General features: G+C 72.1%; 10 protein-coding genes and 4 pseudogenes. 2 read left to right on the top strand and 12 right to left on the bottom strand.

The annotated features are described in order from the left end of the window. Positions 1-106: 106 nt before the first annotated feature. Entirely contained in the window at positions 107-1,552 is a 1,446-nt protein-coding gene (gndA, locus tag KIF24_RS06400; RefSeq protein WP_221083247.1) for an NADP-dependent phosphogluconate dehydrogenase, read from the top strand. A 104-nt stretch (positions 1,553-1,656) separates the two neighbouring features. Here gndA and KIF24_RS06395 read toward each other — a convergent pair whose 3' ends face one another. From KIF24_RS06395 to recO, 3 genes are all read right to left on the bottom strand, one after another. Further along, positions 1,657-1,842 carry a hypothetical protein gene (locus KIF24_RS06395; RefSeq protein WP_221083246.1) on the bottom strand — a complete coding sequence of 62 codons (186 nt, stop codon included), beginning with the start codon at positions 1,840-1,842 and terminating at the stop codon, positions 1,657-1,659. 89 nt (positions 1,843-1,931) lie between these two features. Continuing rightward, positions 1,932-2,708, bottom strand: coding sequence for an isoprenyl transferase (locus tag KIF24_RS06390; RefSeq protein WP_221087210.1), 777 nt, complete (start codon positions 2,706-2,708; stop codon positions 1,932-1,934). Between the two features lie 32 nt (positions 2,709-2,740). Continuing rightward, a complete protein-coding gene (recO, locus tag KIF24_RS06385) occupies positions 2,741-3,634 on the bottom strand; it encodes a DNA repair protein RecO (RefSeq protein WP_230415318.1) in 894 nt (297 codons plus the stop codon). Between the two features lie 126 nt (positions 3,635-3,760). On the opposite strand from recO, the gene KIF24_RS06380 reads away from it, so the two are divergent. Next, the gene (locus KIF24_RS06380; RefSeq protein WP_221087209.1) at positions 3,761-4,555 is read left to right on the top strand and encodes a DUF4097 family beta strand repeat-containing protein; all 795 of its coding nucleotides are present in this window, start codon (positions 3,761-3,763) and stop codon (positions 4,553-4,555) included. On the opposite strand, the gene KIF24_RS06375 is transcribed toward KIF24_RS06380, so the two are convergent. The 9 genes and pseudogenes from KIF24_RS06375 to KIF24_RS06345 form a co-directional block, all read right to left on the bottom strand. Continuing rightward, positions 4,542-5,702, bottom strand: a complete 1,161-nt coding sequence (locus tag KIF24_RS06375) for an acyltransferase family protein (RefSeq protein ID WP_230415316.1) — start codon at positions 5,700-5,702, stop codon at positions 4,542-4,544. The two genes, KIF24_RS06380 and KIF24_RS06375, sit on opposite strands and share 14 nt — an antisense overlap. 172 nt (positions 5,703-5,874) lie before the next feature. Next, positions 5,875-6,780: a GTPase Era gene (gene era / locus KIF24_RS06370; protein ID WP_221083245.1), complete on the bottom strand. Its 906-nt coding sequence runs from the start codon at positions 6,778-6,780 to the stop codon at positions 5,875-5,877. Continuing rightward, a complete protein-coding gene (locus KIF24_RS06365) occupies positions 6,777-7,154 on the bottom strand; it encodes a cytidine deaminase (protein WP_221083244.1) in 378 nt (125 codons plus the stop codon). Before KIF24_RS06365 ends, era begins: the two co-directional genes overlap by 4 nt. After that, positions 7,147-8,553, bottom strand: a complete 1,407-nt coding sequence (locus KIF24_RS06360) for a hemolysin family protein (RefSeq protein ID WP_230416038.1) — start codon at positions 8,551-8,553, stop codon at positions 7,147-7,149. Before KIF24_RS06360 ends, KIF24_RS06365 begins: the two co-directional genes overlap by 8 nt. Next, positions 8,529-9,002, bottom strand: coding sequence for an rRNA maturation RNase YbeY (gene ybeY / locus KIF24_RS06355; protein WP_221083242.1), 474 nt, complete (start codon positions 9,000-9,002; stop codon positions 8,529-8,531). The genes KIF24_RS06360 and ybeY overlap by 25 nt, the downstream gene beginning before the upstream one ends. A gap of 15 nt (positions 9,003-9,017) precedes the next feature. Continuing rightward, positions 9,018-9,380, bottom strand: a pseudogene (locus KIF24_RS32260) (PhoH family protein); the annotation flags it as partial. Positions 9,381-9,650: 270 nt separating this feature from the next. Continuing rightward, positions 9,651-10,193 (bottom strand): annotated as a pseudogene (locus tag KIF24_RS32255) (LAGLIDADG family homing endonuclease); the annotation flags it as partial. Between the two features lie 207 nt (positions 10,194-10,400). Continuing rightward, positions 10,401-11,147 (bottom strand): annotated as a pseudogene (locus KIF24_RS32250) (PhoH family protein); the annotation flags it as partial. A gap of 196 nt (positions 11,148-11,343) precedes the next feature. Further along, positions 11,344-12,724, bottom strand: a pseudogene (locus KIF24_RS06345) (serine hydrolase domain-containing protein). Between the last annotated feature and the right edge of the window lies 1 nt (position 12,725).

The raw sequence follows: 12,725 nt of genomic DNA, 5'->3' as shown, positions 1-12,725 counted from the left end.
GCTCCGCGACCACCTGATGACCAGAGGTGGGGGGACGGCGCGCGGCGGCACGGGACCGCGATACCGTCGCAGCACTACAGGCAGAAGGCGGAAGGTGGCGACGAGGATGGCGGATCGGGCTACGGCGACGATCGGTGTGACCGGGCTGGCGGTGATGGGCCGGAACCTGGCTCGCAACCTGGCCCGCAACGGCTTCACCGTGGCGGTGCACAACCGCTCGCCGGAGCGGACCCGGACGCTGGTGGCGGAGCACGGCGACGAGGGCACCTTCGTCCCGGCGGAGTCCCTCGCGGACTTCGTCGCCGCGCTGGAGCGCCCCCGTGCGGTGATCATCATGGTGAAGGCGGGCGGACCCACCGACGCGGTCATCGACGAGTTGGTGCCGCTGCTCGAAGAGGGCGACATCATCATCGACTGCGGCAACGCGCACTTCGCCGACACCCGCCGCCGGGAGGAGGCGCTGCGGGCACATGGCCTGCACTTCGTCGGCACCGGTGTCTCCGGCGGCGAGGAGGGCGCGCTGTGGGGGCCGAGCATCATGCCGGGCGGCTCGGCCGAGTCGTACCGCAAGCTCGGTCCGATCTTCGAGAAGATCGCCGCGCAGGTCGAGGGGGCGCCCTGCTGCCAGCACGTCGGACCGGACGGCGCCGGGCACTTCGTCAAGATGGTGCACAACGGCATCGAGTACGCCGACATGCAGCTCATCGCCGAGGCGTACGACCTGCTGCGGGCCGGTCTGGGCGCGACGCCGTCGGAGATCGCGCAGATCTTCCGGGAGTGGAACTCCGGCGAGCTGGAGTCCTTCCTGATCGAGATCACCGCCGACGTGCTGGCACACACCGACGCAACCACCGGCGAGGCGTTCGTGGACGTGGTGCAGGACCAGGCCGAGCAGAAGGGCACCGGCCGGTGGACCGTCCAGATCGCCCTCGACCTGGGCATCCCGATCACCGGCATCGCCGAGGCGACCTTCGCCCGGTCGCTGTCCGGGCACGTCGGCCAGCGCGAGGCAGCGGTCCGGGCGTTCCCCGATGCCGGGGAGAAGTGGCAGGTCGGTGATCGGGACGCCTTCGTCGAGGACGTCCGGCGCGCCCTGCTGGCCTCGAAGATCGTCGCGTACGCACAGGGCTTCGACCAGATCCGGGCCGGCAGTGCCGAGTACGACTGGAACATCGACCTGGGCGGCACCGCCACCATCTGGCGCGGCGGCTGCATCATCCGGGCCCGCTTCCTCGACCGGATCAAGCAGGCGTACGGCGATCAGCCGGAACTGCCCACCCTGCTGGTGGCGCCGTGGTTCGCCGACACCGTCCGCGACGGGGTGCCCAGCTGGCGCCGGGTGGTGGCCGACGCGGCCCGTGCCGGGGTGCCGGCACCCGCGTTCGCCTCGTCGCTGGCGTACTTCGACGCGCTGCGCGCCCAGCGTCTGCCGGCCGCGCTGATCCAGGGCCTGCGCGACAACTTCGGCGCGCACACCTACCGCCGGGTCGACCGGGACGGCTCGTTCCACACCCTCTGGGCCACCCCCGACCGGGCCGAGGTAACGGCCTGAGCCCGTAGGTCGGGGCCAGCGCCGGCACCTCCCGATACACCGCATCTCGCGGTATCCCGTTGAGGGATACCGCGAGATGCCGTGTTGCTGGGCTACCGGTCGCGTCAGAAGAAGCGGCGGCGCTTGGCCTGCCGGGGGCGGATCAGGTCGGCGCCCTTGTTGAGCAGGCGGGTGGCCCGGTTGGGGCCACGTCGGGCCTCCAGCGTATGGCTCAGTTTCCGGGCTCCGGCGGCGGCGACCGGTAACGCGATGGCCATCACCGCCCACTGCCCGATGCGCTTGCGGATCATATGGGTTCACCTCCGTCAGTGGCTGCTGCCAGCGGTGATACCCAGCGTGGCCGCCGGATATGCGCTCAGGTGGCCGGGGCCACCGGCGCTCAGGTGACCGGGGCCACCGGATTGGGCAGCGCGCCACCGAACCGCCGGTCGCGCTGGGCGTACAGCTCGCAGGCGTACCAGAGGTGGCGGCGGTCGAAGTCCGGCCAGAGCGTGTCCAGGAAGATCAGCTCCGCGTACGCGCTCTGCCAGAGCAGGAAGTTCGACGTCCGCTGCTCGCCGGAGGGCCGCAGGAACAGGTCCACCTCCGGCACCTCGGGGTGGTAGAGGTAGCGCCCGATCGTCTTCTCGGTGACCTTCGCCGGGTCGAGCCGCCCGGCGGCGACGTCCCGGGCGATCGCCGCGGCGGCGTCGGCGATCTCGGCCCGACCCCCGTAGTTGACGCAGAACTGCAGGGTCAGCGTGGAGTTGCCGCGGGACATCTCCTCGGCGGTCTGCAACTCGGTGATGACGCTCTTCCACAGCCGCCCGGCGCGGCCCGACCAGACCACCCGCACCCCGAGGTCGACCAGCTGGTCCCGGCGGCGGCGGATGACGTCCCGGTTGAAGCCCATCAGGAACCGCACCTCGTCCGGCGAGCGCCGCCAGTTCTCCGTGGAGAAGGCGTACGCCGACAGGTAGGGGATGCCCAGCTCGATGGCGCCCTCGACGGTGTCGAAGAGGGAGAACTCCCCCGCCTCGTGCCCCCTGGTGCGGGCGAGCCCGCGATCCTTGGCCCACCGACCGTTGCCGTCCATCACCACGGCGACATGCCGGGGCACCGCCCCCGCCGGCAGTGCCGGCGGTCGGGCTCCCGACGGATGAGGCGTCGGCGGCACCGGCGCACGCCGGCCGGCCCTGGTGGATCGGATCACTCGGCTCTCTCCCTGCTCACGTCCTGCGAAACCCGGTCGGGTGGCTCGCCACCGGCGGCCCGCGGCGGTGGGGCCACCACGGGCACCTCGCCGGCGGACCGGACCGGGCCGGGTGCCACCGGCACGCCACCCCGGTCGACCAGCGGCAGCGAGCGTAGCGCGCGCTCCAGGTGCCACTGCAGGTGCGCCGCGACCAGCCCGCTGCACTCCCGGCGTACGCCGTTCTCGGTGGCGTCCGCGACCCGCCAGTCGCCGATGGCCAGCGCCGACATCAGGTCGATGGTGGCCGGGGCCGGGTGGGCGGCGCCGGGTGGGCGGCAGTCCGGGCAGACCGCGCCCCCGGCCGGCACCGAGAAGGCCCGGTGCCGGCCCGGCGTGCCACAGACCGCGCAGGCGGTCAGGGCCGGCGCCCAGCCGGCCAGGGCCATGCCGCGCAGCAGGTACGCGTCGAGCACCAGGGTCGTGGCGTGTCCGCCCTCGGCGAGGGCCCGCAGCGCCCCCAGGGTGAGCTGGAACAGCCGCAGCGACGGCTCCCGCTCGACCGGGGTGAGGCGTTCGGCGGTCTCGGCGATCGCGCTGGCCGCGGTGTAGCGGGGATAGTCGCCGAGGAACCGCTTGCCGTAGAGGTCGATCCCCTCGACCTGACTGACGCTGTGCAGCGAACTGCCCAGCTCCCCCTTGGGGTCACCGGCGAGTTGCAGGTCGACGTGGCCGAACGGCTCCAGCCGGGCACCGAACTTCGAGGTGGTCCGGCGCACCCCCCGGGCGACCGCCCGCAACCGGCCGTGCCGCCGGGTGAGCAGGGTGATGATCCGGTCCGACTCGCCGAGTTTCTGCACACGCAGCACCACCGCGTCGTCGCGGTAGAGCTGTCGGCGGTAACCGGCCATCGCGCCATTCTCCCTCCCGACCCGAAGTCAGGTCCGACCCCGGGTCGGAATTCAGGGTCCGCTCGGGGTCGCGGTGCCGGCGAACCCGGATGCGTACCCACCGGCTGCGGTCGTAGCGTCCTCGGCATGGCTCTGCATCGGACCAGCACCGCACGCCGGACCAGCATCGCGGTCGCCGCGATCACCGGTCTCATCGTCCTCGTCGGCTGTGACAACATCTCGTTCCGCCGGCTGGACTTCGACACCACCGAGTCCGCACAGATCACCGCGATCCGGGTGCTGCCCGGCGCCGGCGGCGTGGTGATCCGGGCCGACGCCGACGCGGACGGGGTACGGATCAAGCGGATGGTGCGGTACCAGGGCGGACAGCCGGGCCCGACCTACGAGATCAAGGGCACGGAACTGGTGCTGGACACCTCGTGCGGCCGCCGCTGCAGCGTCTCCTTCGAGGTGACCGCCGGCGAGGGGGTCAGCTTCGAGGGCGAGACCGGCTCCGGAAACGTCGACCTGAGCGACGTCGGCCGGGTCGACCTCAGGGTCGGATCCGGCGACGTGCGGGTGGCCGGCGCCGCCGGGCCGGTCCGGGTGGAGACCGGCTCGGGCAACATCGAGGTGGACAACGTGGCTTCGCCGGTCGTGCTGCGGGCCTCCTCCGGGAACGTGACGGGAACCCGGCTCGGCGGCGAGGTCGACGCGGAGGCGAACTCCGGCAACGTCAGCCTCGAACTGGACCGGCCCGTCTCCGCGCGGGCGCACGCGTCGAGCGGCAACGTCGAGCTGACCGTGCCGGGCGGCGGGTACCAGGTCCGTTCGAAGGTTGGTTCCGGTGAGGCCGAGCTTGGCGTGCCGCACGACCCGTCCGCCACGCTCGTGCTCGACCTGCGCACCGGCAGCGGCAACATCACCCTCACCTCGCGGTGACCCCACCGTCGGGACCGCGCTGACGTGGTACGGCGTCCGCGGGACACTCCGCGGCCCGCCCGTCAGCGACCGACGGCGGGCCGGGCGGGGTCCGATCGTCGCCGGAGCAGGACTCGGCCTGTCGTCGGCCGGCGGTGCCCGCCCGCCGACGCCGGCCGGGGACCAGCTCGGGCGGACGCCGGGCCGCCACGTCCTCCACCCAGCCGAACAGTACGGTCACCAGGCCCACCAGCAGGAAGACCAGCACCACCCGGATCGCCAGACCCAGCGGATCCTGATGGGACCAGCCGACCACGTCCACCAGCGGGGTGAGCGCGACCACGAACGCCATGTGCCACAGGTAGACCGTCAGCGCCCGCCGGTTCAGCACCGTGACCGTCCGGCCGAACACCTCGTTGCGGTCCACCCATCGCGCGGTCGCCGGGGCGCGACCGAGCGCCAGCAGGATGAACGCTGCCGACCAGAGGGCGTTGCCGAGCGGATTGTCGTTCAGGTCGTAACCACGCGGACCGGGATTGGCCAGGATCCAGGCGCCGCCGGCCGCGGCGAGCACGAGCACGGCCGGCACCAGGGCCCGCACGGCCAGGCGACGCAGCATCCCGGCCTGGTGGGCGAAGCCCAGCAGCCAGGCGCCGAAGTAGAGGCCGAAGTGGCGCAGCACGACGGGGGCGTTCGGGTAGCTGCCCACCTCGATCACCAGCAACAGGACGTACGGGGCGAGCAGGGTGGGTAGCGGGAAACGCCGGAACAGCCAGAGAGCCAACGGCGAGGCGAGGACGAACCAGAGGTAGTCCCGCAGGTACCAGATCGGGCTCAACGCCAGCGCACCCCAGTGGTTCGCCGGCGGGTCGGCCACCGGGAACAGCCAGAGCAACACCTTCGGGGTCAGCGGCAGCCCGGTGAGCACCATCGCCGGCACGAAGATCGCGGCCACCACCCAGAGCGACGGCAGCAGGCGACGCAGCCGCCGACCGACCGCCGACGGCCCCGACCGGAGCAGGGACGCCGCCATCAGCGACCCGGCCAGCGCGAACATCACCGACATCGCCGGGAACAGCAGCGTCAGCGACGCCCAGCCGGTGACGTGGTAGACGACGATCCGCACGATAGCCAGGAAGCGCAGCAGGTCCAGGTATCTGTTTCGCATCAGCCTGCATCTGGGTCCGGGGGGCGTTGAGGCGACCGTTCCCTACCCTGCTCTAGCCGACACCGAAACCGTCAGGCGCCCACGGAGACAGTGAAACTTCCCACCTGCCCGACCGGGACCGGTCAGTCGATCCGCTACCGGCCGTCCGATCGCCCTGCCCGGCGGGCCCGGTTCAGAACCCGAGCTTGCGCAGCTGCTTCGGGTCGCGCTGCCAATCCTTGGCGACCCGCACATGCAGGTCGAGGTAGACCCTGGTGCCCAGCAACTCCTCGATCTGCCGCCGGGCGGCCGTACCGACTCCCTTGAGCCGACTGCCCCGGTGCCCGATGACGATCGCCTTCTGGCTGGTCCGTTCCACGTACACGTCGGCGTAGATCTTCATGAGCTGGCCCTCGAGGATCATCTCCTCCACCACCACCGCGATGGAGTGGGGCAGCTCGTCCCGGACACCCTCCAGCGCGGCCTCCCGGATCAGCTCCGCGACCAGCACCTGCTCCGGATCGTCGGTGAGCATGTCGTCCGGGTAGAGCTGCGGCGACTCGGGGAGATACCGCGTCATCACCTCGACCAGGGTGTCCACCTGGTGCCCGGAAACCGCGCTGACCGGCACCACCTCGGCGAACTCGCCCATTTCGGCGACGGCGAGCAACTGCTCGGCCAGCCGCTTCCGGTCGACCAGGTCGGTCTTGGTGACCACCGCCAGCACGGTCGCCTTCAGCGCGGCCAGCTCCCCGGTGATGAACCGGTCACCGCGGCCGACCGGCTCGTCGGCAGGGATGCAGAGGCCGATCACGTCGACCTCGCTCCAGGTCTGCCGGACCAGGTCGTTGAGCCGCTCGCCGAGCAACGTACGCGGGCGGTGCAGGCCGGGGGTGTCGACCAGCACCAACTGCGAATCCGGACGGTGCAGCACCGCTCGGATGATGTGCCGGGTGGTCTGCGGCTTGTTCGAGGTGATCGCGATCTTCTGCCCGACGATCGCGTTGGTCAGCGTGGACTTGCCGGCGTTGGGCCGGCCGACGAAACAGGCGAAACCCGCCCGGTAGGCGGGCCGCTCACGCTCGCCGCGCTCGCTCATTCGGTCACCGTGCCCAGCACCGTGCCGTCCGGCGCGGCGACATGGACCGGCGCGTCGGCGGCCAGGTCACGCACTGCCGCGTGCCCGGCACCGTCCAGCGTGGACGCCTCGGTCACCACCGCGGCTGCCTCCAGTCGGCTGGCGCCCGCCGCAGCGGCCGAGGCGACCGCCAGCTGGAGCGCGGTGATCGTCAACGAGGGCAGCGAGACGCTGGCCGCCGCGTAGGTCCGGCCGTCCTGGTCCCGGACCGCGGCGCCCTCCACGGCGCCCACCCGGCCTCGGGCGCCCCGGGCGAGGATGACCAGCTTGGCGTCCTCGGCGCTCAGCTCGGAGCCGGTGGGCCGGACGGTCGGGACGGCGGACGACTCAGGCATCGGCGGGTTGCCTCTCCTCGAATTGGTCGGTGTCGGATCGGGAGGCGGTCGGCGTACCGCCCGGCTTGTCTGGCGGGCCGGTCGATTCCGCCCGCCGCACCAGCACGGTGTCGATCCGGTTGCGGCGGCCGGTGGTGCCCTCGGCGAGCAGCCGCAGCCCGGCCACCTCGACCTGCGCGCCCGGGATCGGCACCCGTCCCAGGGACTGCGCGAGCAGACCACCCACGGTCTCCACCTCGTCGTGCGGCAGCTCGGTGTCGAACAGCTCGCCGAGATCCTCGACCGGCAGCCGGGCGGTCACCCGCACCGCACCGTCGGGCAGCTGCTCGACCGGCGGACGTTCCACGTCGTACTCGTCGGTGATCTCCCCGACGATTTCCTCGAGGATGTCCTCGATGGTGACCAGACCACCGGTGCCGCCGTACTCGTCGACCACGATGACCAGGTGGTTCCGCGCCGCCTGCATCTCCGACAGGAGGTCGTCGACGGGCTTGGACTCGGGCACGAAGGTGGCCGGTCGCATCAGCTCCGCCACCGGGAGCTGGCGGTCCTCCGCGGCCCCGCCCTGGGTGTGCCGGATGAGGTCCTTGAGGTAGAGCACCCCGAGCACGTCGTCGACGCTCTCGCCGATCACCGGGATCCGGGAGAACCCGGAGCGCAGGAACAGGGCGAGCGCCTGGGAGAGACTCTTGCCCGACTCGATCCACACCATCTCGGTACGCGGCACCATGACCTCGCGGGCGATGGTGTCGCCGAGGGCGAAGACCGAATGGATCATCTGCCGTTCGCCGTGCTCCACCACGCCACGCTGCTCGGCGAGATCGACCAGCTCACGCAGCTCGACCTGGGTGGCGAACGGCCCCTCCCGGAAGCCACGCCCCGGGGTGACCGCGTTGCCGATCAGGATCAGCAGCGACGCGAGCGGGTTGAGCACCCGGCCCAGCCAGCGGACCAGCGGCGCGGCGGCCCGACCCACGGCGTACGCGTGCTGCCGGCCGAGGGTACGTGGACCGACACCCACCACGACGAAGCTGACCACGGTCATCGCCCCGGCGGTGACCAGCGCCGCCCGCCAGCCCGCCCCGAAGGTGTCCACCGCGACCAGCGCCACCAGGGTGGTCGCGGTCAGCTCGGCGAGCAACCGGAGCAACAGCAGGAGGTTGAGGTGACGCACCACGTCACCGGCGACCGTCTGGAGGGTGCGGGCGCCCCGCACGCCGTCGCGGGCCAGCTCGGCCGCCCGAGCCGGGGAGACCGCGGCCAGGGCGGCCTCGGTCATCGCGATCAGACCGGCGAGCACCACCAGCCCGGCGGCGACGACGAGAAGTTGCAGGTCGGGTAGGCCGGTGGCGGCCGCGGCCAGTGGAGTGTCCATCACCGGGCGCGGGTCGACCGCCAGCTGGCCAGCAGCCGCGCTTGGAGCCCGAACATCTCCCGCTCCTCCTCCGGCTCCGCGTGGTCGTAGCCGAGCAGATGCAGCACGCCGTGCACGGTGAGCAGGTGCAGCTCGTCGGCCGAGCTGTGCCCGCCGGTCGCGGCCTGCTTCGCCGCCACCTCCGGGCAGAGCACGATGTCGCCGAGCAGCGCCGGCTCGGCACCGGTGGCGGCGCTCTCACCGGGCCCGTGGTCGACGCTGCCCTCGTCCATGGGAAAGGCGAGCACGTCGGTCGGGCCGTCGCCGCCCATCCAGCGGTGGTTCAGCTCGGTCATGTAGTCGACGTCGACCAGCAGCACGGAAAGCTCGGCGAGGGGGTTGACCCCCATCTCGTCGAGCGCGTGCCGGGCGACGGCGAGCACGGCGTCGGTGTCGACCTCGACACCGGACTCGTTGGCGATCTCGATGGACAACTGTCTTCCCTCGGTCTAGCGGCGCCGGCTGGCGCGGTTGCCCTGGGTGCTGCGCCCGGCCACCGCGTGCACGCCCTGGGTCTGCTGGTTCTCCCGCTCGGCGTCCCACCGGGCGTACGCGTCGACGATCTCCCCGACCAGCCGGTGGCGCACCACGTCGGCGCTGGACAACTGCGCGAAATGCACGTCCTCGACGCCCTCCAGGATCTCCTGTACGACGCGCAGCCCGCTGGTCGTCCCGCCGGGCAGGTCCACCTGGGTGACGTCGCCGGTCACCACGATCTTGGAGGCGAAGCCGAGCCGGGTGAGGAACATCTTCATCTGCTCGGGCGTGGTGTTCTGCGCCTCGTCGAGGATGATGAACGCGTCATTGAGCGTGTTGTGCGTGACCAGGAAGTCATCGGTGACATACAGCGAATCCTCCGCCGCCACCTGGATGCACATCGTCTCCTGGACACCAGCGGGGACGATCGAGTCGATGAAACGCATCGGCCGGCCGCCGCCGCACTCCTCGTACCGCTGGCGCTTACGCGACAGCCGGAACGGCGCTACGCCCTCCGGCAGGCGGATCTCCACGACGTAGGCGTCCGACCGGTGTGCGACGGGTCGACCGTTCGCCAGTCCAGGCGTACGGCCCTCAGCCACTCGAACGCGCCAGGTCGCCACCCCGCCGAGTGACCGGACCAGGTGGACGACGTCGTCGCGGAGGCGGGGAGAGGTCGTCGAGTACTGCACCCGGCAGGTACCTCCCGCCTGGACGACCGGTCCACCGTCGGTGTCCAGCAGCCCCTGCAGGACGGCCAGTCGGACATCGACGCTGTTCCGGAGATAAACGGAAGGCACGAACCTGGTGCCCGACTTCGTCCCGGCCAGACCCAGCTCGCGGAGCGCGACCGTCACCGGGTTCGCGACGATCACTCCGCCGCGGTGGCCCTTGGCGTGCCGGGGTCCGTGGTCGTGGTCGCCCGTGCGGTGGAGCTCGATGTCCACGAGATGTCCCTCTGTCGCGCGGGCGAGCTCCGGGTCCGCCGTGGTGAACCCGGGCGTCGTCCGGCACGAGATCGAACCGTCACCGAGCAGCAGACCGAGGACGTACGGGTCGAGGGGTACGTCCTGCGGCTCCAGCTGGACCGGAGCCACCACCGGGAGTTCGTACCGGCGGAGGTACCCCCGCCGCTCCTGGCCGACCATCTCGCGGGTCTCGAGCGTGCGCCGGTGCCCGCGCCGCTTGTCCTCGGGGGTGGCCACGGTCCAGAGGTGCTCACCGCAACACAGGGTGGAAGCCCCGTCCTGCGTGGTCACCCGGTAGACCTGTTTGGGCCCTTGGGGGTAGATCCCGATCACCGGAGTGGGCATCCCGTCCGAGCCGATGACAAGATCGCCCACCTGGAGCGAACCGAAGGGCTTGAAGCCTTCCGGCGTCAGTACGCGCGCGTCGTACGGCTGCGCCCGCCCTCTCATGTATGCCAGCGGGGCGACCTCGATCGTGCCCGCCGCCATCAGCTTCGGGATCGTATCCGGGTCGAGCATGTCGTGCAGCGCGTCGTACAGGGGGCGCAGGTAGGGGTCGATCTTCTCGTTGAGCGTGCCGGGCAGGAAGCCCAGCCGCTCCCCGGCCTCGACCGCCGGCCGGGTCAGAATGATCCGGTTGATCTGCTTGGCCTGCAGCGCCTGGACCGCCTTGGCCATGGCGAGGTAGGTCTTGCCGGTGCCGGCCGGGCCGATACCGAAGACGATGGTGTGCCCGTCGATCGCGTCGACGTAGCGCCGCTGCCCGAGCGTCTTGGGGCGGATGGTGCGCCCGCGCCGGGAGAGGATGTTGAGCGTCAGGATCTCGGCGGGCCGCTCCGTGCCGCCCTGCTCGAGCATGCCGACGGTACGCCGGACGGCGTCTGTGGTCAGGGTCTCACCCTTCTCGATGAGTTCGAGCAGCTCGCTGAAGAGCCGCTCGGCGAGGGCGTTGTCGGCGGGCGCTCCGGTGATGGTGATCTCGTTGCCCCGCACGTGCACGTCGCTGTTCACCGAGCGCTCGACCAGTCGCAGGATCTCGTCACCCGCGCCGAGCAGGTTGACCATGATCTTCGAGTCGGGGACCGTGATCCTGGTCTGCACCCGGGGCGGGCCGGGAGGTGGGGTGCCGGTCATAGGTCGGGCCGAGGGGCCCTGCGCCACCTGCTCTCGATCTCGGTGCCGGGCCTGGCGCCACGGCGTGCGAACGTTACCGCCATCGTATCGGGTCAACGGCGCGGGCACGCTGCCCATTTCCGCCGCCCCGACGAGCCCGCACCACCGGACAAAACGGACACGGCGAACAGACGCTCCGGTCGGTCGGCAAGCGCGGTCAGGCGCGAAAGTCGTAGCGGTCGAATGTCTCCTGGTGCCGGGTGAACCGGTACGTCGCCCAGTGCAGCCGGACCACCACGCCGGCCGGGTCCCGGGTCAGCCGGAGCAGCTCGCCGACCTCCCGGCCGGCGACGGTGCGGAACACGTCCGGCCGGTCCGGCACCGGCGCGAAGACCGCCGGCGGCTTCCCGGCGGGTCGCCGGCACCCTGGGCGCGGAGGGCACCGTCGTGCCAGCGGAAGACGTACTCGAAGCCCTCGCCCCACCAGCGGCCGAGCAGCCCGCGCACGTTCGGCGGTGCCGGCTCGCCGGGCCGCCACGGGTCGATGTCGGCCGGGTCGTGCTCGGCCGCGGCGGCGAGCAGCCGGTGCGGCAGCTCCAACAGTTGCGACGCGGTCCCCGACGAGCCCAGCACGGCGCCGCCCAGCGCGCCCGGGGTGCCCTCGCCGCCCCGGCGCCCGTACACGGCGGCGAGGAAGCCGGGCATCGCACCGTCGTGCCCGACGTGGACCACCCGATCCCCCTGCGGCAGCAGGATCAGCCCGAGGCCGAACCCGGCGGCCCACACCGTCTCGTCGGTGACCGTCACCGGCCAGCGCATCTCCTCCAGGGTGGCCGGGGCGAGCACCCGACCCGCCGCGTCCAGCGCCGTCGGGTCGGCCAGGAAGGCGGCCCAGCGAGCCATGTCGGCCGCGGTGCTCCACAACTGCGCGGCGGGGCCGACCGCACCGAAGTCGGTGGGCGGCTCCGGATGCGCCGCGTCGGAGTACGCGTCGACCAGGAACCCGGTCGCGGCCCGTGGGCCCGGGGTGACCGTGGTGGCGGTCAGCCCGAGCGGGGTCAGCACCCTCTCGGCGAGCACGTCCGCCCAGGTGCCGCCGCGCACCTGCCCGACCAGCCGCCCGAGCAGCGCCATGCCCAGGTTGGAGTAGTGGTAGCGGCGCCCCGGGGCAACACCCGCTCGGCCCGGGCCAGCTCGGCGGTCAACTCGTCCGCGTCCGGCGCGCGCAGCGTGTCCCAGACGTCGCCGTACGGCTCCCGTTGCAGGCCGGCCGTGTGGGACAGCAGCCGGCGCACGGTCAGCTCGCCGTGCGCCGGCAGGTCGAGGTGCCGGCCCACCGGATCGTCGAGGTCGAGCAGGCCGTCGTCGCGGCACTGCATGATCAGCACGGCGGTGAAGGTCTTGGTCACCGACCCGATCCGGAACCGGGTCTGCTCGTCCAGCGATGTGTCGTTGCCGGTGCCGCCGACCGTGCAGGTCCACAGGGGCCGGTCGGCCCGGTGCACCGCCGCCGAGACCGCCGGCACCCGGGCCTGCGCCTGGAGCTGGCGCACCAGCCGTCCCAGCTGGCCGGCGGCTGCGGTGGCGCCGACGGCCACG

The organism is Micromonospora tarapacensis (assembly GCF_019697375.1).
GTDB classification, from domain to species: Bacteria; Actinomycetota; Actinomycetes; order Mycobacteriales; family Micromonosporaceae; genus Micromonospora; species Micromonospora tarapacensis.
This window is presented reverse-complemented; position numbering and strand designations above follow the sequence as displayed.

Bases quoted from the DNA above. Each gene is read 5' to 3' on its own strand.
- gndA (WP_221083247.1), top strand. From the start codon at position 107: ATGGCGGATCGGGCTACGGCGACGATCGGTGTGACCGGGCTGGCGGTG.
- KIF24_RS06395 (WP_221083246.1), bottom strand. From the start codon at position 1,842: ATGATCCGCAAGCGCATCGGGCAGTGGGCGGTGATGGCCATCGCGTTA.
- recO (WP_230415318.1), bottom strand. From the start codon at position 3,634: ATGGCCGGTTACCGCCGACAGCTCTACCGCGACGACGCGGTGGTGCTG.
- KIF24_RS06380 (WP_221087209.1), top strand. From the start codon at position 3,761: ATGGCTCTGCATCGGACCAGCACCGCACGCCGGACCAGCATCGCGGTC.
- KIF24_RS06375 (WP_230415316.1), bottom strand. From the start codon at position 5,702: ATGCGAAACAGATACCTGGACCTGCTGCGCTTCCTGGCTATCGTGCGG.
- era (WP_221083245.1), bottom strand. From the start codon at position 6,780: ATGAGCGAGCGCGGCGAGCGTGAGCGGCCCGCCTACCGGGCGGGTTTC.
- KIF24_RS06365 (WP_221083244.1), bottom strand. From the start codon at position 7,154: ATGCCTGAGTCGTCCGCCGTCCCGACCGTCCGGCCCACCGGCTCCGAG.